Origin of the sequence: Xanthomonas sp. 3793 (assembly GCF_024806835.1) — a bacterium.
In the GTDB taxonomy this organism is placed as follows: Bacteria; Pseudomonadota; Gammaproteobacteria; order Xanthomonadales; family Xanthomonadaceae; genus Xanthomonas; species Xanthomonas arboricola_F.
The window spans coordinates 421,725-443,620 of the sequence record NZ_JANTYU010000003.1; the positions used below are offsets into that span (position 1 = coordinate 421,725).

11 protein-coding genes are annotated in these 21,896 nt (G+C 66.6%); 6 read left to right on the forward strand and 5 right to left on the reverse strand.

The annotated features are described in order from the left end of the window. Positions 1-154: 154 nt before the first annotated feature. Positions 155-1,600 carry a cellulase family glycosylhydrolase gene (locus tag FHY18_RS12180; RefSeq protein WP_259155381.1) on the forward strand — a complete coding sequence of 482 codons (1,446 nt, stop codon included), beginning with the start codon at positions 155-157 and terminating at the stop codon, positions 1,598-1,600. A gap of 310 nt (positions 1,601-1,910) precedes the next feature. Then, a complete protein-coding gene (locus FHY18_RS12185) occupies positions 1,911-4,043 on the forward strand; it encodes a methyl-accepting chemotaxis protein (RefSeq protein ID WP_259155973.1) in 2,133 nt (710 codons plus the stop codon). A 642-nt stretch (positions 4,044-4,685) separates the two neighbouring features. Here FHY18_RS12185 and FHY18_RS12190 read toward each other — a convergent pair. After that, positions 4,686-7,352: a PAS domain S-box protein gene (locus FHY18_RS12190; protein WP_259155391.1), complete on the reverse strand. Its 2,667-nt coding sequence runs from the start codon at positions 7,350-7,352 to the stop codon at positions 4,686-4,688. 492 nt (positions 7,353-7,844) lie between these two features. On the opposite strand from FHY18_RS12190, the gene FHY18_RS12195 reads away from it, so the two are divergent. Both FHY18_RS12195 and FHY18_RS12200 read left to right on the forward strand, forming a co-directional pair. Further along, positions 7,845-10,724 carry a pitrilysin family protein gene (locus FHY18_RS12195; protein ID WP_259155399.1) on the forward strand — a complete coding sequence of 960 codons (2,880 nt, stop codon included), beginning with the start codon at positions 7,845-7,847 and terminating at the stop codon, positions 10,722-10,724. A 413-nt stretch (positions 10,725-11,137) separates the two neighbouring features. Then, positions 11,138-12,070, forward strand: coding sequence for a GAF domain-containing protein (locus FHY18_RS12200; RefSeq protein WP_259155402.1), 933 nt, complete (start codon positions 11,138-11,140; stop codon positions 12,068-12,070). A gap of 132 nt (positions 12,071-12,202) precedes the next feature. On the opposite strand, the gene FHY18_RS12205 is transcribed toward FHY18_RS12200, so the two are convergent. Further along, positions 12,203-13,222 (reverse strand): hypothetical protein, encoded by a 1,020-nt coding sequence (locus tag FHY18_RS12205; RefSeq protein ID WP_259155412.1) that lies wholly within the window; start codon positions 13,220-13,222, stop codon positions 12,203-12,205. A 573-nt stretch (positions 13,223-13,795) separates the two neighbouring features. Between FHY18_RS12205 and treA the strand changes: the two genes are divergently transcribed. Next, positions 13,796-15,469 (forward strand): alpha,alpha-trehalase TreA, encoded by a 1,674-nt coding sequence (gene treA / locus FHY18_RS12210; RefSeq protein ID WP_259155420.1) that lies wholly within the window; start codon positions 13,796-13,798, stop codon positions 15,467-15,469. A gap of 146 nt (positions 15,470-15,615) precedes the next feature. Here the strand turns inward: treA and FHY18_RS12215 are convergent, their stop codons facing one another. Together FHY18_RS12215 and FHY18_RS12220 are read right to left on the reverse strand one after the other, a co-directional pair. Continuing rightward, complete coding sequence (locus FHY18_RS12215; RefSeq protein ID WP_259155421.1) at positions 15,616-16,620, reverse strand: arabinan endo-1,5-alpha-L-arabinosidase; 1,005 nt, start codon at positions 16,618-16,620, stop codon at positions 15,616-15,618. 274 nt (positions 16,621-16,894) lie between these two features. After that, positions 16,895-18,994 carry an NHL repeat-containing protein gene (locus tag FHY18_RS12220; RefSeq protein WP_259155422.1) on the reverse strand — a complete coding sequence of 700 codons (2,100 nt, stop codon included), beginning with the start codon at positions 18,992-18,994 and terminating at the stop codon, positions 16,895-16,897. Between the two features lie 191 nt (positions 18,995-19,185). On the opposite strand from FHY18_RS12220, the gene FHY18_RS12225 reads away from it, so the two are divergent. Then, entirely contained in the window at positions 19,186-19,881 is a 696-nt protein-coding gene (locus FHY18_RS12225; protein ID WP_259155423.1) for an AIM24 family protein, read from the forward strand. 869 nt (positions 19,882-20,750) lie between these two features. Here the strand turns inward: FHY18_RS12225 and FHY18_RS12230 are convergent. Beyond that, positions 20,751-21,662, reverse strand: a complete 912-nt coding sequence (locus FHY18_RS12230) for a CorA family divalent cation transporter (RefSeq protein WP_259155424.1) — start codon at positions 21,660-21,662, stop codon at positions 20,751-20,753. Positions 21,663-21,896: the final 234 nt, after the last annotated feature.

Consider the following 21,896-nt stretch of genomic DNA (forward strand, 5'->3'; position numbering starts at 1 on the left):
TGTGCGGGAAAGCGACCGCGCCCGCAGCCCACCTGTGATCTGTGCGCCAATGCGCTTTTTTGTGGCTGCGATCACGCCGCGCGGCGCGGGCGCAGACCAAGATGCCCCCCTCACCGCGCTCGGGTGTCGAGCCCGGTTATCTAGGGAGATCACCATGTCCATCTTCAGGACCGCAAGTACGCTCGCACTGGCCACTGCGCTGGCCTTGGCCGCCGCGCCGGCTTTCAGCTATTCCATCAGCAACAACCGGGTTGTCGACGACAGTGGCAAGGTGGTGCAGCTCAAGGGCGTCAACGTGTTTGGCTTCGAGACCGGCAACCATGTCATGCATGGCCTGTGGGCGCGCAACTGGAAGGAGATGATCAACCAGATGCAGGGCCTGGGCTTCAATGCCGTGCGGCTGCCGTTCTGCCCGGCCACGCTGCGTAGCGACACCATGCCCAGCAGCATCGACTACAGCCGCAATGCCGACCTGCAGGGCCTGACCTCGCTGCAGATCCTCGACAAGGTGATCAACGAATTCAACGCGCGTGGCATGTACGTGCTGCTGGACCACCACACCCCCGATTGCGCCGGCATCTCCGAGCTCTGGTACACCGGCTCCTACACCGAAGCCCAGTGGCTGGCCGACCTGCGCTTTGTGGCCAACCGCTACAAGAACGTGCCGTATGTGCTCGGCCTGGACCTGAAGAACGAGCCGCACGGCGCCGCCACCTGGGGCACCGGCAACGCCGCCACCGACTGGAACAAGGCCGCCGAACGCGGGTCGGCCGCGGTGCTGGCCGTGGCGCCGAAGTGGATCATTGCGGTGGAAGGCATCACCGACAACCCGGTGTGTTCGACCAACGGCGGCATCTACTGGGGCGGCAACCTGCAGCCGCTGGCCTGCACCCCGCTGAACATCCCGGCCAACCGCCTGCTGCTGGCGCCGCACGTGTACGGCCCGGACGTGTATGTGCAGTCCTACTTCAACGACAGCAACTTCCCCAACAATATGCCGGCCATCTGGGACCGTCACTTCGGCCAGTTCGCCGGCAAGTACGCGTTGCTGCTGGGCGAGTTCGGCGGCAAGTACGGCGAAGGCGATGCGCGCGACAAGGTGTGGCAGGACGCGCTGGTGAAGTACCTGCGCAGCAAGGGCATCAACGAAGGCTTCTACTGGTCGTGGAACCCCAACAGCGGCGACACCGGCGGCATCCTGCGCGACGACTGGACCACCGTGCGCCAGGACAAGATGACGCTGTTGCGCACCCTGTGGGGCACGCTGAGCAGCACCACGCCGACGCCGACGCCTACTCCAACGCCTACGCCTACGCCGACCCCCACCCCGACCCCGACCCCGGGCACCGGCACCTTCAGCACCAAGGTCATCGTGGACAGCAGCTGGAACGCCGGTTCGTGCAACCGCGTGCAGGTCACCAACACCGGGACCGGCAGCGGCACCTGGTCGGTGACGGTACCGGTCACCGGCACGGTCAACAACGCTTGGAATGTGGTGTGGTCGCAGAGCGGTAGCACGCTCAAGGCCAGTGGCGTGGACTTCAACCGCACGCTGGCCGCCGGTGCCACGGCCGAATTCGGCTTCTGCGCCGCAAGCTGATGTGGAAGGCGGGCACGCGCCTTGCGTGCCCGCCTTTGTATCGCGCGACCGGCCGCTCTTCGATCGATGTGGCGCCTGCGCTCTGTGCAAGACAACGGGCCATCGTAGGAGCGCACCTGGGCGCGACGAAGCCTTCCAGGCAACGTCGCATCGCGCCCGGGGGCGCTCCTACGTTGCATCGGTGTTGCCTTGTCATAAGCAGACGCTGCCGCAATCAATGTTCAACCCGCATGTGAATCAGCCGTTATCCCTCTCATAGCGTCCTGCGCGGCGCGTTCCGGATATCGTTGCCATGCCCGTTGTCTCCCTGTTGCGTCGCCATGTTGCCAATCTTCCGCTGACCCGCAAATTCGTGCTGTTGTGCACGCTGTTGACGGTAGGCGTGATCCTGCTCGCGGTCGCCGCGGCGCGCCTGCAGTACCTGGACCTGATCGAGGCGCGCAAGCTCAGCGTCAAGACCGAGGTCGAGATGGGCCTCACGGTGATGCAGCACTACGCCGACAAGGTCAAAGCCGGCGAACTGACCGCCGACCAGGCAAAGGAAGCCGCGCGCACCACGCTCGCGGACATGCGCACCAACGATGGCGTGGATTACTTCTTCATCGTCGACCCGCAGATGCGCATCCTGATGCATCCCAAGCGCCCGGTCGGCACCGACATGACCGACTACAAGAGCGATGCCGGGCAGTACGTGTATCGCGACATCAAGACCGCGATCGACAGCGGCGATGGCTTCAGCTATTACGACGCGCCCAAGCCGGGCAAGAAGGAACAGCTCCCAAAGATCAGCTACGCCAAGACGTTTCCGGCCTGGAACTGGGTGCTGGTGATGGGCGTGTACGCCGAGGACATCCAGGTGCAGGCGTGGGGCTTTACCCGCACCCTGACCCTGATTGGCGGCGCGCTGGTCGCACTGGTGATCGGCCTGTGCTGGTTGATCGCGTCGGCGATGGCCGCACCGTTGCGTGCCGCCTCACGCACCGCCGAGGCGATTGCCTCGGGCCGTTTCGACAACGACATCCGGGTGGAATCGCGCGATGAAACCGGGCAACTGATGCACAGCATGCAGCAGATGCAGAGCCAGCTGCAGCGCTTCAACGGCGAGATGCAGACCATGATCCGGCTGCAGCAGGGCGAGAACATCGCGCACCGCATTCCGGAGGATTTTCCTGGCGATTACGGCAGCCTGGCGCATGGCGTGAACACGGTGGTGTTCGAACATCTGGATGCCATCAACGAGGCGATGGACCTGATGGGCGACTACGGCCGTGGCGATCTGCGCCGCGACATGCGCCGCCTGCCCGGCCAGCGCGCGGCGCTGCACCAAGCGCTGGACACGGTGAAGGGCAACCTGTCGGCAATCAACAGCGACATCGCGCGCCTGGCCGATGCCGCCGCGCGTGGCGATTTCTCCGCACGCGGCGAGCAGGCGCGCTACCAGTTTGCGTTCGCCGAAATGGTGCAGGCCTTGAACCGCCTGATGCAGCAGGCCGATGCGGGCCTGGACGATGTGGGCCGCATCATGGCCGCCATTGCAGATGGCGATCTGTCGCAACGGGTGGAATCGCATTACGAAGGCGCCTTCGGACGTCTGGCCGATGCTGCCAATCGCACTGCGATCCAGCTCACCAGCATCGTACAGGGCATCCAGCAATCGGCCGAGATGATCAATACCGCCGCCGGCGAGATCGCCAGCGGCAACGCCGATCTGTCCACGCGCACCGAACACCAGGCCGCAAATCTTGAGGAAACCGCCGCATCGATGGAGGAGCTGACCTCCACCGTGCGCCAGAACGCAGACAACGCACGCCAAGCCAATCAACTGGTCAAGGGCACCGGCGATGTCGCCGAAAGCGGTGGTCGCGTGGTGCAGGAAGTGGTCACCACCATGCAGGCGATCACGCAATCGTCGGCGCGCATTTCCGACATCATCGGCGTCATCGACGGCATCGCCTTCCAGACCAACATCCTGGCCTTGAATGCCGCAGTGGAAGCCGCGCGCGCCGGCGAACAGGGCCGTGGCTTTGCAGTGGTCGCAACCGAGGTCCGTGCATTAGCGCAGCGTTCGGCCGGTGCGGCCAAGGAAATCAAACAGCTGATTTCCGACTCGGTGGAAAAGGTGGAGCAAGGCTCGGCGCTGGTGCAGCAGGCCGGCAGCACCATGACCGAGGTGGTCAGCTCGGTGAAGCGCGTAACCGACATCATGGCCGAGATCACCGCCGCCAGCACCGAACAGAGCGCCGGCATCGAACAGGTCAGCACCACGGTGATGCAGCTGGACGAAATGACCCAGCAGAACGCCGCGCTGGTGGAAGAAGCCACTGCGGCCGCGCGCAGCCTGGAAGACCAGGCCGCGGATCTGACGCGCGCGGTGGCGGTGTTCCAGCTGGCACCGGCGCAGCCTGGATCGATGCAGCGCCATCGCGTCGAGCAGGCTGCGTAGTGCCGCAGCACCGTCACTTCAATGAGGCCGCCTGGTCATGCAGCAGCTCTACTTCGAGTGGACCGATGAGTGATGTCGCACCACCGCGTCTAGCAGGCTAAATCGTGGCGATGTAGCCGCACGTCGGGCAAAGCCTGGTAGGAATGGTTCGAGGGCGCACATGTCTGACGCGCCCTCATCCGCCCTTCGGGCACCTTCTCCCGAGGGGAGAAGGAACAGCGTCACCCGCTTCGCTGCTCAAGCCCCTCTCCCGCCGGGAGAGGGGTTGGGGTGAGGGTGCCCCGTCGGCCATAACACGTCGACGAAGAACGATGCGCACTGCGAGTCGGCAGAAGTGCGCCGGCAATCGAGAGATCGACAAACACCCTTATCACAGGTGTATCCAAACTCGTTGACCAGCCCTGGCGCAGCCTGCATCGACAGCGCTGCCGCATCGAGCAGACTGCAGTGCGATGCAGCACCACAACTTCGAGCAGGCGCGTCGTGAGGTAGCGCGCCACATGGAGCTAGCCGCGTGCTGCTTCAGCAGCACGTCGGGCAACCCGCAGAGTCATGGCTGGCGGGGCACCTGCCTGACGTACCCTCATCCGCCCTTAGGGCAGCTTCTCCCGTGGTGAGAAGGAACCGCGGTTGCCGCCGACCTCAACGCGCTGCGTCGCGGCGGTTCATTGCGGCGTCCTTGCTGCAGCGCGCGTTTTTTGCGGCGTACATCGCCTCGTCTGCGGCATGCATCAGGCTTGCCGCCTCGGCCTGGTCGCCGTGTTGCCAGGCCACGCCGATGCTGGGTTGGATCGGTAGCCGCTGCTCGCCGAACAGGGCGCCGGCGGAGGCCGCATGGCGGATGCGCTCGGCAACCCGGGCGCAGTCGGCCTTGGGCGTCTGCAGATTGTCCAGCAGCACCACGAATTCGTCGCCGGCCAGACGCGCGACCAGGTAACGGCCTTCCACCGCGCGTTGCAGGCAATGACCGAACTCCACCAGCACCGCGTCGCCGGCGCGGTGGCCGTAGGTGTCGTTGATGCGTTTGAAGCCATCCAGATCCAGAAACATCACCGCCACCGCGCGTTGCAACTGATGCGCCTGCAGCACGGCGTTCTGCAATGCCTCGGTCCAGGCGTGGCGGTTGGGCAGGCCGGTCAGCGCATCGCGGGTGGCGCGCTCGTGCATCAGGCGGTGCAGGGTCTTGTGCGCGGTGACGTCCTGCGCCATCAGGAAAAACCCGTGTGCCTGCCCCGGCAGGCGCCGGTTTTCCGGCACCAGGGTGATCTCCATATCGCGTGCGTTGCCACCCATCTGCAACACGTGCTCGAAGCTGGCGCGCTGCCCTTGGGCCACCTGTGCCAGTGCGGTGCATGCAGTCGCGCTGAGCGGCGCGCCCAGCAAATGCGTAATCGGCGACCCGACCAGGCTGGCCGGCTCCACGCCCAGCCAATCGCGGTGCGCTTCGTTGGCGAACAGGCAGCGTTGGCCGGCATCGAACTGGCTGACCAGCGCCGGGGTGGCGTCGCTGATCGCGCGCAACCGCGCTTCGCTCTCGGCCAGGCGTTCGGCGGCGACATGGCGTTCGGTGACGTCCTGGATCTGCGAAACGAAATGCACCGGTGCACCGCTACCGTCGCGCACCAGCGACACCGACAGCTGCGCCCAGATCACTGCGCCTTGCTGGCTGATGTAGCGCTTGGCCAGGCTGTAGCTATCGCGCTTGCCGGCGATCAATTGCTGTACCAGCTGCAGGTCCATTTCCAGATCGTCCGGGTGGGTGATCTGCTGGAAGGTGGTGCGCAGCAATTGCTCGCGCGGGTAGCCGAGGATGCTGCACAAGGACGGATTGACGTCGCGCCAGGCGCCATCCAGCGAGACGATCGCCATGCCCTGCGGTGCGGTTTCGAAGGCGCCGGTGAAGCGTTCGGCGGCCAATTGCGCGGCGGCCTGCGCCTGCAGTTCGGCGGTGACGTCGATGGCCATGGCCAGATAGCCGGCCAGGCCTTGCTGCGCATCGTGGATGACGTTGAAGCACAGCCGCACCCGGCGTAGCTCGCCGTTCTTGCGCACCAGGGTCCACAATTCTTCGGCCAGCACATTGCCGGCGGCGGCCGCAGCCAGTTCCACATACGCCGGTGGCGACAACGCCAGCGTGGCCATGTGACGCTCCAGCTCGGCCTGTAGGTGGAACCGCGACGGGGAGCTGCCCAGCACTTCGTCGGCCGCGTAGCCCAGCAGTTGTTCGGCACCGGGATTGAACAGCTCGATGCGCCCCTGCGGGTCGAAGGCGATGATCGCCACGTCCTGCGAGGCATCCACCAGCGCCTGCAGCCGCGCGCGCTCGGCAGACAAGGCCGCCGACGCGTCCTTGAGCTGGGTGATGTCGTGCATCACGCAGACCGCGCCCAGCGCAGTGCCCTTGTCGCCGACCACCGGGTCTGCATTGCACAGCACGCTGCGCGGAGGCTGACCGTTGGCACGGATCACCAGTTCTGCATTGCGCACGTGCTCGCCGCGCCAGGCGCGCAGCAGCGGGATGGCGTCGGTGGGCAGCAGCCGGTTGCCGTCTGCGCTGTACAGGTCGAAATGTTGCGCCCATTGCGCCGGCGGCAGCACGCGCGGGTCGGTGCCATGCCATTGCCGCGCGGCGTGGTTGAACTCGCGCAGCAGACCATCGGTGCCGCAGGCCACCACGCCGTCGGGCATGGCTTCCAGCAACATGCTCAGGGTCTGCCGCTGCGCCTGCGCATCGAGCCGGTCGCGGCGCGCTTCCAGCTGGCTGACCGCCTGCCGCGCCAGGCGGATCAGTGCCTGTTTCTGATCGTCGTCGAGTACGCGCGACTTGGTGCTGAGCGTGCACAAGGTGCCGTAGGCATAGCCTTCGCGGCCGACCAGCGGCACCCCGACATAGGAGCGCACACCGGGCGCGGCGGCCACCAACGGGTTGTTGACGAAGCGTGGGTCGGCCTCGGCGTCAGGCACTTCCATCAACTCGGTCCCCATCACCGCGTAGGAGCAGAACGACACGCTGCGCGGCGTGCCCTCCAGGTCGGTACCGCAGTGCGCCTTGAACCATTGCCGGTCGGCGTCCAGCAGCGACACCAGTGCCATCGGTGCGCCGGTGACATGCGCCGCCAGCCAGGCGATATCGTCGAACTCGGCCTCGGCCTCGGTGTCCAGCACCCCCAGCCGGCGGACCGCGTCCACGCGCAAGGCGTCGTTGGCGGGAATCGGCACGGGCGGCAACAGGGCGGTCATGGGGTGATCGGCGGGCGGCGTATGGCCAAGAAGGTAGGTCGCCCCAAGTAACGGCGAGGCGATGATCAACTTGAGCGTGTCCGGCCGGGCCCGCTTACGGCCCGCTCAACCCGTGGCGGCCGGTGCGGGAGGGCCACCGTGGCGGGACGATCGCGCCAGCCTCAGCGACCGGCCGCTACAGCCGCGCTTTGCATGTACGCCGTGCCGGCGCGTGGCGGGGCCCGGCCACCAGCCCTTGCAGCGCCTCCGCCGGATCCCGGCGCGTCCGTGTACCGATGGCGCGCCGCCTGCACGGCCCGGGCAAGCCAGCCGCCACGCAGGCCTTCCGGCGCACAGCACCTGCAACACCTTAGTTGCCGGGCTCCAAGGCGGGCAGCTGCCCGCTGCGGCCCGCACACATCCCATTTCACGGCGCGAACTCAGCCCAGACGAAGTTCTGTCGCCGTTTTTCGGATTTCCGGCAGCGTGCTACTGCCGCCCGCCGCCTCCGTGCCTAACAGCATTTGCGGCCTCGCCAAGCAGCCACTACCCTCGGCCGATTGTCCTGCTCTGGAGTGTCACATGCTGCGTCCGTTGTCCTTGTTGATCGCCGGCGTGCTCGGCGCCGCTGCCGGTACCGTTCCGCCCGCCGCACAGGCCGCCCCGGCCAGCCTGTCCAAGACTACGGACAACAGCGCCATCCCCGACATCGCCTACACCCGCTTTACCCTGCCCAACGGCCTGACCGTGGTGGTGCACGAAGACCACAAGGCGCCGGTGGTGGCGGTAAGCATCTGGTACCACATCGGTTCCGGCGACGAGCCGGCCGGCAAGACCGGCTTTGCCCACCTGTTCGAGCACCTGATGTTCTCCGGTTCGGAAAACAACAAGGGCAGCTTCTTCGCGCCGCTGGAGCAGGTCGGCACCACCGACATGAACGGCACCACCTGGTTCGACCGCACCAATTATTTCGAAACGGTGCCGACCACCGCGCTGGATACCGCGCTGTGGCTGGAATCGGACCGCATGGGCCACCTGCTCGGCGCGATCGGCCAGGAAGAACTCGACACCCAGCGCGGCGTGGTGCAGAACGAAAAGCGCCAGGGCGAAAACCGCCCCTATGGCCGCGTGGACCAGAACATCCTGTCCAACCTGTTCCCGGCCAACCACCCGTACCAGCACGACACCATCGGCTCGATGGAAGATCTGGACGCGGCCTCGCTGGCCGACGTCAAACAGTGGTTCAACGACAACTACGGCGCCGCCAACACCACCCTGGTGCTGGCCGGCGACATCACCGTGGCGCAGGCGCGCGCCAAGGCCGCGCAGTACTTTGGCGATATCCCGTCCGGCAAGCCGGTGGCGCGTCAGCAGCCGTGGGTGACCCCGCTGGCGGCGCAGAAGCGTGGCGTGCAGCACGACCATGTCTCGCAGCCGCGGATCTACCGCACCTGGGCCGCGCCGCAGCTGGGCACCGACGACTTGATCCAGCTGGATCTGGCCACCACCGTGCTGGGCGGCGGCAAGACCTCGCGGCTGTATCAGCGCCTGGTCTACCAGGACAAGCTGGTCGATGACGTGTCCGCCGCGGTGCAGCCGTTCGCGCTGTCCAGCCAGGTGCAGATCCAGGCCGACGTCAAGGACGGTGTGGACCCGGCCAAGGTCGAGGCGGTGATCGACGAAGAGCTCAGGAAATTCATCGCCCAGGGCCCGACCGCCGACGAACTTCAACGGGCCCAGGTGGCCTATCGCGCCGGCTTCGTGCGCGGGCTGGAAAAGGTCGGCGGCTTCACCGGCAAGGCGGTGCTCCTGGCCGAGGGCCAGGTCTATCGCGGCGACCCGGGCGCCTACAAGAAAGACCTGCAGCGCGGCCAGGCCGCCACCGTGGACAGCGTCAGGCAGGCCTCCGCCACCTGGTTCGGCAAGGGCGACTATCTGCTCACCGTGCTGCCGGCCGGCAAGGATTTCGACCCGGCTGCCGAAGACAAGGCAGTGGTCGCACGCGCCGCCGAACCGGGCAAGCCGGCGCCCAAGCTCCCCGCCGCCGGCAAGTACACCGTCGCCGCCTCCAAGGTGGACCGCAGCAAGGGCGTGCCCAAGACCACCCAGTTCCCCGACCTGAGCTTCCCCAAACTGCAGCGCGGCAAGTTGAAGAACGGCATCGAGGTGATCCTGGCCGAGCGCCACACCATCCCGGTCACCCAGGTCGAGCTGCTGTTCGACGCCGGTTATGCCGCCGACCAGGGCAAGAAGCTCGGCACCGCCAGCTTCAGCGCCGCACTGATGAACGAGAGCACCGCCTCGCTGGATTCGGTGGAGGTGGCCCAGCGCAAGCAGCGCCTGGGGGCGATCACCGGCGTCGGCTGCGATCTGGATAGCTGCAGCGCCTCGCTCAATGCCCTCAACGACCAGTTGCAGCCGTCGCTGCACTTGTTCTCCGACATCGTGCGCAACCCGGCGTTCAACGCGTCGGACATCGAACGCATCCGTGGTCAGTGGCTGGCCGGCATCGCGCAGGAAAAGACCAAGCCCACCAGCCTGGGTCTGCGTGCGCTGCCGCCGCTGCTGTACGGCGACAAGCATCCGTACGGCATCCCGCTCACCGGCAGCGGCACCGAGGCGGCGATCAAGAGCCTCGATGCCAAGGACCTGCAGGCCTTCCACAGCCAGTGGCTGCGCCCGGACAACCTGCGCATCCTGGTCGCCGGCGACACCACCCTGGCGCAGATCATCCCGCAGCTGGATGCGGCCTTCGGCGACTGGAAGGCCCCGGCCAGCCCGCTGCCGAAGAAGAACCTGGTCGATGTGGCCGCCCAGCCCAAGCCGCGCGTGTACCTGATCAACCGGCCGGATGCGCCGCAGTCGGTGATCCTGGCGGGCCTGCTCGCACCGTCGACGAAAAGGCAGGACAACCTGGCCATCGGCGTGGCCGACGATGCCTTCGGCGGCACCTTCACCTCGCGGTTGAACATGAACCTGCGCGAGAGCAAGCGCTGGGCCTACGGTGCCGGCACCCGCCTGATGGATGCGCAGGGCCAGCGGCCGTATCTGTTCTCCGCACCGGTGCAGACCGACAAGACCGCCGAGTCGGCCAACGAGATCCTCAAGGAGGCCCGCGCCATCGTCGGCGACAAGCCACTGACCGGCGAGGAGATCGAAAAGATCAAGAACCAAAGCATCCGCGCCCTGCCCGGCAGCTACGAAACCACCACCGCCGTGCTCGGTGCGATCGAAGGCATCGTGCAGTTCGACCGCCCTGACGACTACGTGCAGACGCTCAAGCCGCGCCTGGAAGCGATCGACCAGCCGGCCGCGCAGAAGGCCATCGCACAGATCATCAAGCCCGACGCGATGACCTGGGTGATCGTGGGCGACCTGAAGAAGATCGAGGCCCCGGTGCGTGCGCTCAAGCTGGGCGAGGTGCAGGTGCTGGACGCCGACGGCAAGCCGGTCAAACGCTGACACTCGCCTGATGCCCTGCCCGCCTGCGCGATGCAGGCGGGTGGGTGGACAGCGATGCTGCGTTGCCCGGTGCGGGACGGTTTGGGGGATTTGCCGGTTGATCCGGTTGATCCGGTTGATCCGGTTGATCGGTTGATTGGCCGTCTGTTTCAGTGCTCGATCGAGTGATTGGCGGGCGCGCAGTCCGATCGCGCCGCTACCGGCATCGCGCCACCCCGGCTGCGCGATTGCCGGCCTGTTGCATTGACTGGCGATTGCAGCAGTACACGCCGGGCCGTGGGCGATCATCATTGCACCCCGCACGTCGCTGCATCACTTCGATCTCCAGCGGCGGCGCCCATCCTATCCACGCCACGTTATCGGCCAGTCCGTTAAGGTTGGCCGCTCTCCTCGACAGGTGTTTGGCTGATCCGATGAAAGAGATGCCGACGGCAGATGAAGCCTCCCGCCAGCAGGTCCTCGATGGGTATCGCATCGTCGACAGCCTGCCGGAAGATACGTATCAGGACATCGTGCAGGTGGCCGCATCGCTATGCGATACGCCCATTGCACTGATGTCGCTGGTGGACCGCGACCGTCAGTGGTTCAAGGCCCAACTTGGCCTGGGGCTGCAACAGACCGACCGCAGCCAGGCGGTGTGCGACCACGCCATTCGCGACCCGAGCCAGCTGATGGAAGTGCCGGACCTGACCCAGGACCCACGGTTCCGCGATATTTCCGTGGTCACCGGCGACACCGGCGCACGCTTCTACGCAGGCATGCCGTTGGTGACGCCCGAAGGCGTGGCGCTGGGCACCGTGTGCGTGCTCGATACCGAACCGCGCACGCTCAACGAACACCAGCGTACCGGTCTGCAGGCGCTGGCCCGCGTCACCATGCACCTGCTGGACGCACGCCAGGAGGCGTTGCATCAGGAGCGTGCCGCCATCCTGCAGCCGGCCGCGGCTGCCGCCGCGACCGCGCTGGATGCCGAGGCGCCCTACCAGCTGGTGATCCTGGAAGTGCAGGAACTGGCCGCATTGGCCGAACGCCAGAGCGAACGCCTGCTTGGCCGCAACTTGCAACAGCTCGACCAGGCATTCGCCGCACTCGTGCAGGGGCCGGGCAACAGCATCGATCGGGTCACCGACAGCGCGGAATTCATCGCCGTCCTGCGTGGCCCCGATGCCGACCGCACGCTGCAGCAGCTGCGCGACGTCGCGCAGCTGCAACAGGGGCTGGGACTGACGGTCTTGCTCGGCCACGCGCAAGCCGCCCGCGCCGACGAGCCGATCGGCCAGGTTTTTTTACGCGCGGAAATTGCGCTGAGCGCAGAGAAGGATCGCTACCGGCAGAGTCTGGCCTAGGCCGCTGCTTCGCTGCCGTAGCAGTACCCTCACCCCAACCCCTCTCCCGCGGGCGGGAGAGGGGCTCACAGTAGCGCTCGGCGGAGTGCCGTAGCGTTCCGTCGGATTTACGCCGTAGCGCAAACGTCCCACCTACCCCACCGCGCACTGCTTCAATTGCCGGTCGGCGTACCACAGCGCGCGGCGCGCCAGGTCGTAGGCACTGTCGGCCTGACGTGGCAACAGCTGTGCAGCCATCACCGGGTCGGCGCCATTGTTGAGCGCGTGTTCGGCGCGCTCCAGGTCGGACAGATGCGTGCGGACCGGCGACAGCAGCGACTTGCGCCTGGACCCATCGCAGCGTGCGCTGCGTTGTTCCAGCGTCGCCAATGCCTCGCGGATGCGGCGGCTGGCTTCGCCCTTGAGGTCGGGCAAGGTTTCGTGTGCGATCGGCGCGGCCTTGTACGCATCGCCGGTGGCTTCGCTGCCCATGTCGGCCTGATTTGCGGCCAGCGCAGGATTGAAGCGCACGTCCGGCGGCGGGCGTGCCTTGGCCACCTGCGTCTGCGGCCCGTTGAGCATGTCGTTGAACTTCTTCATGCCGCGATTCATTTCCTGCATCGCCACGTCGCCCAGCGTGCCGTCGCTCTTCCAATCCTTGGCAAAGCGCGTGTCCTGGTACTGCACCGGGTTGACCCGCTCCATCACGTTGCGCGCCTTGCCCTGCGCGCGCGCGTCGGTCATCCCCGGCGGCACTGCGCCGCCTTGCGCCATCGGGTCCACCTTGGTGTCGAGCGGCATGCGCAGACGGCCCTCGCGGGTATACAGCTGCGCTGCCATCGATGCATCGGCCGGCGCGTTGGCGGCCGCGACCTGACGCTGCGGCGGCGGGGTGCGCGTGGGCGGCGGCGCACGACGGGCGGCCGATGCGGAAGCGGCGCTGGCGCGTTGTTGCCGCCTGAGCTGCTCCTGCGGCGGCGGCTCGACCGGCGGCGCCGGCGGCGTCACCTGCGGACGCGGCAGGAAATACACCTGCAGGCTTTCATCCTGCTGCACGGCCAGACGCGGAGCCGGCATGTACAGCAACAGGCACGCAAGAAAAAACAGGATGGCGCCCGTGCATGCGGCTGCAGCAACATGCGCGACAAGCGCTTCCTTCCTGCGGGTGATCACAATGCGGGAGACCGATAAGGTAAGAGACGGGCACCGCACCACCAACCCTGGTGCGGAGCGCGCAAATCTAGCGGTCGCGGCGTTTATGCGCGTTTGAAATTCGTTGTCTGCTCGACAGGGACCAGTCGCCATTCACATTGAGCGCAGGCCCCGGCTCTACCGATCACCCATCGCGCAGCCACGGCGCGCTGGCCGGTGCCCGATGATCGGCCGGGCAGTCCCGGGCCCGGCACTGACGCAGACAAGCCGACGTCGGCACCTGCGCGCGCGCAGCGCCATCATCCGCGGGCATGTCGTCGACCTCGGCCATGCGCGCTTGCCGCTTGCCTGTCGTGCGCTGGCGCACTTCTTGCAGCGATGGCATTGGACTCAGCACGCCGGCGCGCCGCTCAAGCTGACTGGATCGGCGCCGATACGCCTGGATTGGCGCACGTTGCGGCGGCGCGCCGGATCACCTTGCTGAATCCCGTTGTCACTGCGCGAAGTCTGCCGGCGTTGCGGCAGCGCACGCGGTCCCGCCTGCCACTTCGGTCGTTTACCATGCCTGACGCCACTGCCCGTTCTGGAGATGCCATGAGTTCTGCCGCGCCCCCGTGCTGCACGTCGCTGCTTGGCCTGTCGCTGAGCATGTTCGTCGCGCCATGCACGCTGACTGCCGCGCCGATGGACACTCCGGTCGTCAATGCGCCTGCGTCCACGCCGCCGACGCCCGATGTGGCCTACCCGGAACTGTTCCAGGCCGTGCAGAGCGGCGAGCTGTTCGACGACCAGAAGCATTTCGTCGACTTCCTGCCGCTGCGCGACCCGGCCCTGATCAATGCCGACTATCTGGCGCAGCACGATCACCCCGGCTTCGATCTGCGCAAGTTCGTGGATGCCAATTTCGAAGAATCGCCGCCGGTGCAGACCGACGCCATCCGCCAGGACACGGCACTGCGCGAACACATCGACCTGTTGTGGCCGAAGCTGGTGCGCAGCCAGACCCACGTGCCACCGCACAGCAGCCTGCTGGCGCTGCCGCACCCGTACGTGGTGCCGGGCGGGCGCTTCCGCGAGGTGTACTACTGGGATTCCTACTTCACCATGCTCGGCCTGGTGAAGAGCGGCGAGACCACGCTCAGCCGTCAGATGCTGGACAACTTCGCCTACCTGATCGATACCTACGGGCATATCCCCAACGGTAACCGCAGCTACTACCTCAGCCGCTCGCAGCCGCCGTTCTTCTCCTACATGGTGGAACTGCAGGCCGGCGTGGAAGGCGAGGCGGTCTATCAGCGGTATCTGCCGCAGCTGCAAAAGGAATACGCGTACTGGATGCAGGGCAGCGACGGGCTCCAGCCCGGCGAAGCCGCGCGCCATGTGGTGCGCCTGGCCGATGGCAGCGTGCTCAACCGCTATTGGGACGAGCGCGACACGCCGCGTCCAGAGGCCTGGCTCCACGACACCCGCACCGCAGCCGAAGTAAAGGACCGTCCCGCCGCCGAGGTTTACCGCGACCTGCGCGCCGGTGCCGAGAGCGGCTGGGACTACACCAGCCGCTGGTTGGCCGATGGGCAGAACCTGCGCACCATCCGCACCACCGCCATCATCCCGATCGATCTCAACAGCCTGCTGTATCACCTGGAGCGCACCCTGGCGCAGGCGTGTACGCAGCCGGGCGCCGAGTGCACGCTCGATTACGCCGCACTGGCGCAGCAACGCAAGCAGGCCATCGAGGCGCATCTGTGGAACGCCGCCGGCTACTACGCCGACTACGACTGGCAGAACCGCACGCTCAGCGACCAGGTCACCGCCGCTGCGTTGTATCCGCTGTTCGCAGGCCTGGCGTCGGATGCCCATGCCAAGCGCACCGCCACCGTGGTGCGCGCGCGTCTGCTACGCCCCGGCGGCCTGGCCACCACCGCGGTGAAGACCGGCCAGCAATGGGACGAGCCCAATGGCTGGGCGCCGCTGCAGTGGGTGGCGGTGGACGGCTTGCGTCGCTACGGCGAAGACGCACTGGCGCGCACCATCGGCGAACGTTTCCTCACCCAGGTGCAGGCGCTGTTCGCGCGCGAGCACAAGCTGGTCGAAAAATACGGCCTGGATGCCGATGCGGCCGGTGGCGGCGGCGGCGAATACGCCTTGCAGGACGGCTTTGGCTGGACCAATGGCGTGACCTTGATGCTGTTGAATCTGTATCCGGACTCAGCGACCCAGGCGGCGCCGGCCAAACGCGTGCGCAAGCCCGAAGCGGCCACGCGCTGAGCGTGCGCCAGCGGATGCCGGGCATTGCTCGGCGGCGCTGGCGGCAGCGTAGTTTCGGCAGTCGGCAGCGCCGGCAGATCACGGCAACACGCATCGCCCGATCGCTGCGCCATTGCAGGGAGCAGCAGCGTGCCCATTGATCGCTGCTACTGCACCACCGGCCATGCACTGCCGTCATACCCCAGCCGATTGATGCCCAGGCGCGCGTCGCCGCGGTCGTCGTAGTAGTGGTAGACCAGGATGTCGCCGTCGCCATCGCGGAACACCGATTGCCCGCCTGGCCCATGCATGCTGCCCAAGCCGGACTGGATCACCGTGCCGCCGCCGTTGCGCATGTCCACACCGGCGCGATCCAGATACGGCCCGGTCACCGAGCGCGCACGCCCCACCGCGATCTTGTAGGTGCTGCTGGCGCCCTTGCAGCACGCATCGAACGACACGAACAGGTAGTACCAGCCATTGGCCTGCTGGATGAAAGGTGCCTCCACCGCGCCTGGGGACGGCCGGCTCGCCAGGCTGTAGCGCGCCGTGTTGCCGGACAGCTGCTTGCCGGTGCCCGGATCGAGCTGGATCAGCTTGATGCCCGACCAGAACGAGCCGAACGCCAGCCACCACCTGCCGTTACCGTCCACCACCAGATTGCCGTCGATGGCGTTGTAGTCGTCGCTGCTTTTGGAGGTGTAGACAATGCCTTGATCCTTCCACGAGCCAGGCTTGCCGGTGCTGCTGCTGGCAAGCGCAATCGCCGAGGTGTTGGTGGCGAACTTGGAGGCGGTGTAATACATCAGGTACTTGCCGCCGTGGAAGGACACATCCGGCGCCCACAGCTGGTTGTCCGGGTTGTAGCTGCGCACCCAGCTCGGCATGCTGCTGAAGATTGCACCCGCATTGCTGAACTTGGTCCGGTCGGTACTGGTGACCACGCCGGTGGTGGCATAGATGTAGTAACGCCCATCGCTCAACTTGAGCATCGACGGATCGTGCACGATGGTGTCGCCGCTCACCACACCCGGCCCCACTGCCGCCTGCACGGGTGCGCTGTGCAAGCCGGTCGCAGCAGCGGCCAGGGTCAACAGTGACGCGGTTGCGCCGCCACGCAGCGACATTCCAGACCAGCCCCCATCCACTCCACTGCCACGAACAACGCGCATCGGCCCACTCCTTGAACAACGTAAAGACGTTTTCTGCAGGACCAATCTAGCCAAGCGGCAATGCCATGAATCCGACGCTGATCTCAGAAGCACGGCGCAGGCAACCTGGAAGCGTGTTTTGCGACGCACCTTCAACGCGGAGCGTGCGATGCAGCTGAGTGCCGGGCATGCGCATGTGGATCCAATCCCGATCGCAGCGACGTCGTGCACAGCGGCCTACGCCCCGCATGTGTCACCGATGCGCTGCCTCGTCATCAACGCAAGGCCCTACGCGTCATTCCACCCGCACGCGCAGATCCCGATTGGCGGTCGCCGTATTGCCGCTGTAATCGCGCGCGGTAATGCGCAGGACGTAGTCGCCCGGCGGCAGCGCACCGGCTTGCCACTTCCCGCTGCCAAGACGGCCATCGCGCACCGTGTTGCCGACCATGTAGCGGAACCGCGTCACCGCGCTGCCATGCACGGTGATACCGCTATCGGGCGCGTAGGCGGTCAAGACGGCATCCGGGTCACTGGGCATGCGGTCGAACACGATCGTCATGCGCGGCTCCGCTTCGCCGGCCAGAGGCGTGCCCTGCGCATCCAGCACTTGATAGCCGAGCGCGTACAGCCCCAGACGACGACGCGGCAAATTGCGATCCACCTGGTCCCACGCCTCGACCACGATCTGCACCCCCGCCGCGCGCGGCACCTGTACCACGCCGTTGGTCACCGGCAATGGCTGGCCCGCAGCATCGAGCAGACTCAGCTTGTCGATACGCGGCGCCACATGATCCGCGTAGCCGACAAGCCCCAGCTGCACCGCATTGCGCTCGAAGCCGTTGGCACCAACAGTCAGATGCACATGCGCCATGCCATTGAGCGTGCCCAGTGCATCGCCGGCACGAAATCGCGTACCGCGCAGTACGCGCATACGCTCGGGTTTGCCGTCGGCGTCGGCCAGCAGATGAAAGCGTGCTGGATCCAGCGGCTTGCCTTGCGCGGTACGGCCCACGCGCAGATGGATGTAGCCGATCGTATCCAGTGCCAGACCTTCACTCAATTGCCCCAGCCCCCAACTGGCGTTGGGACTGGACACCTTGGCATCGGCAATCGCAACGACCGTCTGGCCGACGTCGCCGCGGATATCCAGGCCCGCATGCAGATGATCGCGACTGACTCCCTGGTAGTTACCGCGCACCTCGCCGAGCGTGCCCACCACTTCATGCCAGCCGGTCTGCGGCTGTAACGGCCAGCGGCCCTGGGTGACGGGCAAGGGCTGCGCATCGGCCGGCCCGACCACGGGCGCGGCATCCGCGTTGGCCGCAGTTGCCGGCACCAACCGATGCACGCGCGCGCTGCCCGCGTCGCTGACGTACACCACGCCCTGCGCATCCACCGCCATCCCCGCCGGGCGCGACAGGCGTTGCATCACGTCCTCGCCGCTCATCGTCACCACATGCCCGGCACGCGTCACCTGCAGCACGCGCCCGCTTGCATCGCCCACGTACAGCACGCCGTCATGCGTGATGGCCAGCGCCATCGGCCGATACAGCAGCGGACTGAGGTCGGCAGGATCGCCACCGACCAAGGTACTGACGCTGCCATCGGGGGCAATACGGCGGATCGCGTCGTTACGCATGTCGGCCACCCACACCACACCGTGCGCATCCACCTCAAGGTCGGTCGGCGTATCCAGGCGCGCCTGATCGCCGACGCCATCGGCCATGCCGGGCAAGGCGCCGCCGGCCAGGGTGCGGACCTGTCCATCGGGCGCGATCACGCGGATGCGATCGTTGTAGGTATCGGCGACATACACGCGCCCCTGCGCATCCACCGCCACGCCCATCGGCCCATTGAAACGTGCCTGCGCCGGGGCACCATCGCGAAACCCGGCACGGCCGTCGCCGGCCAGCGTGGTCACTACGCCTTGTGGTGTGCGCTTGCGGATCGCATGGTTGCCGGTGTCGGCGATATACAGATTGCCGGCCGTGTCGAAGGCGATCCCCGATGGCGTATTGAACGCCGCGGCCGCGCCCGTGCCATCGGCAAAACCTTCGCGCCCGCCCGCGAGCGTCTGCACGCTGCCGTCGGGAAGCATGGCGCGGATGCGGTTGTTGTCGCCGCCGTCGGCGATGTACAGCGCGCCATCCGCGTCGATCGCCAGGCCGTAGGGGTCGGCAAACTGCGCCTCGGTCGCGCGGCCATCCTGCGCGCCACGCACACCGTTGCCGGCCACCCACTGCAACTGCGCCCGCCATCCCAATGGCGTCGCAGCCGGGCCCTGCGCCTGCGGCAAGGCCCTTGGCGCCGGCACCCACCACCATGTCGCCAGCAACGCGCTTGCGGTGGCCACCAGCACCGCACAGATCCACAGCTTGGGTCGTGTTGCCATGCAAGTCGCGTCTGTTCAAAGGAACCGCACTTTAAACGCGTTCGGCAACGTGCGAGGTTGGGTGTGGCAATGGACGCCGCGTGCAACGCCGCGTCGAGCTGCGGCAAGCGCAAGCCCCTGCGTGCGCAGGCGAGGGCTGCCGACATCCAGGCCGCGTATCATGCGCACTCTTTCACTCCAGGATGGAACGCATGGCCGTACGCTCGCTCAACGAATTTCTTGCCCACTCCAAGGAAAAGGACCTCAGCCCGGATCCGTTCGAGCTGGAAAACCCGCATCTGCTGGAAGTGCGCCTGGACGGCATGGTGTGGTCCAAGGCCGGCGCCATGGTCGCGCGCACCGGCAACGTCAAGTTCACCCGCGAGGGTCTGCTGGAACAGGGCCTGGGCAACCTGCTGAAGAAGGCCGTCAGCGGCGAAGGCATGCAGCTGATGAAGGCCGAAGGCCAGGGCCGTGTGTATCTGGCCGACCTCGGCAAGCTGGTCACGCTGCTGCGTTTGAATGGCGAGGCGATCTTCGTCAACGGCAACGATGTGCTGGCGTTCGAGTCCGGTGTCGAACACAAGATCACGATGATGCGCAAAGTGGCAGGCATGCTGTCCGGCGGCCTGTTCAACGTGCGCCTGAGCGGCCACGGCATCGTGGCGATCACCTCGCACTACGAGCCGCTGACCCTGCCGGTCACCACCGCCAGCGGCCCGGTGTTCACCGACCCCAACGCCACCGTGGCCTGGTCGGGCACGCTGACCCCGGAGCTGGTGACCGACGTGTCGATCGGCACGCTGTTTGGCCGCGGCTCGGGCGAAAGCCTGCAGATGCGCTTCGCCGGCGAAGGCTGGGTGGTGGTGCAGCCGTACGAAGAAGCCAGTTTCCAGGCCAAGGGCTGATTCAGGCCACCCGGCAGCACTAGACAATGCGCATCACACGCTACGCAGCTAGGCGGTTTTCCAGTCACGACGCGGTGCGCAGTGACAGCGGCGCATCCCGGCCCACCCTGTAGGAGCGCCCCCGGGCGCGATGTGGCCTTACCGGTAACGCCACATCGCGCCCAGGTGCGCTCATACGGTTTCCTGCATTCTGTCGCGGGCTGCACAGCTTCCGAGCTGCACTGGCCTGGCAGTGCGTGGTCGCGACATCGTGCGCATCAGATGCTTGCGCACGGCATGTCGTAGGAGCGCCCCCGGGCGCGAGGGCATTACCGGTAACGCCACATCGCGCCCGGGGGCGCTCCTACGGTTTCCTGCATTCTGTCGCGGGCTGCACAGCTTCCGAGCTGCACTGGCCTGGCAGTGCGTGGTCGCGACATCGTGCGCAACAGATGCTTGCGCACGGCAAGTCGTAGGAGCGCCCCCGGGCGCGAGGGCATTACCGGTAACGCCACATCGCGCCCGGGTGCGCTCCTACGGTTTCCTGCGTTCTGTCGCGCGCTGCGCAAATACCGGGCTGCACTGGCTTGGCAGTGCGTGGTCGCGACATCGTGCGCAACAGATGCTTGCGCACGGCATGTCGTAGGAGCGCCCCCGGGCGCGAGGGCATTACCGGTAACGCCACATCGCGCCCGAGGGCGCTCCTACGTTTTCCTGCGTTCTGCCGCGGGCTGCACAGCGTCCGAGCTGCACTGGCCTGGCAATGCGTAGTCGCGACATCGTACGCATCAGATGATTGCGCACGGCATGTCGTAGGAGCGCCCTTGGGCGCGAGGGCCTTACCGGTAACGCCGCATCGCGCCCGGGTGCGCCCCTACGGTTCTCATGGATCACACCCAGCCGCGCTTGCGGAACCATGCCAGCGGAATCACCACGCTCAGCGCGATGACGCCCAGCGCCCAGAAATAGTTGTCGTGCCCCTTCAGTTCGGGCATGTAGGCGAAGTTCATGCCCCAGATGCCGACCAGCACGGTGGGCGGGATGCCGACCACCGAGGCCACCGCCATCACCTTCATCACGTTGTTCTGGTCCATGTTGATCATGCCCAGCACGCTGTCGAGCAGGAACTCGATGCGGTCGTCCATGTGCTGCTGGAATTCGCTCAGGGTGGTCAGGTCCTTGTGCAGCATTCCGATACGCTTGGCCGCATCGGCGGCGAACCAGTCCGGGGCAGCGCCATCCAGATAGGTGATCAGGCGCAGCATGCCCTGCCCTGCATTGTGCAGCCCGCCCAGCTGGCGGCCCATGCCGCCGACCTGATGCAGCATGCGCTCCAGGTCACGGGTTTTGTGCGGCTTGTCGAACACCTGCTGGGTGGTTTCGGTGACCTGGGCTTCGAGCGCCTCCAGCCGGTCTGCCAGGCGCCCGACCAATTGATCGAACATGCGCAGCAACAAGTCGTCGGAACTGTGGCAGGGATCGTGCTCCAGCCGCGCGACCAAGGCGTCGAACGAGCCGATGCGCTGCTCGCGCTGGGTCACCAGCATGCTCGGCGATAGCGCAAAGCCCAGCGGCGCGGTCGGACCATCGTCGTCCTGAAAGCGCGGCACGTTGAGGAACAGCACATCGCCCTGGCGGCGCACCCGGCTACTGAATTCGATCTCGCCGATGGCGGCACGATCGGGCAGCGCAAACCCCACCCGCTTGGCGGTGTCGTCCAACTCCTGCGGGGTCGGCTGGCACAGGTCGACCCAGTAGCCCTGTGCGTGATGGGTTCCGGCAATCGGGTGGATCGTGATCATGCGGCAGGCCGTGGCGGTGGATGGCCGCGAGCATCCGGCCCCACCTCATCGGCGTCAACGCCAATGCACCAGCACGCTCAGCTGACAGTGGCCTTCATCGCGGCGATGTGCAGCCGCAAACGCATCGTCCGCCCATGCGGAGCCTGCGTTGCAGCACTCGTCGAGCAAGCCCAACTAAAGCGGCGGCGCGCATGGCGATGTACGGACCGGCAGTGCAGTACCGCGCCGGTCATG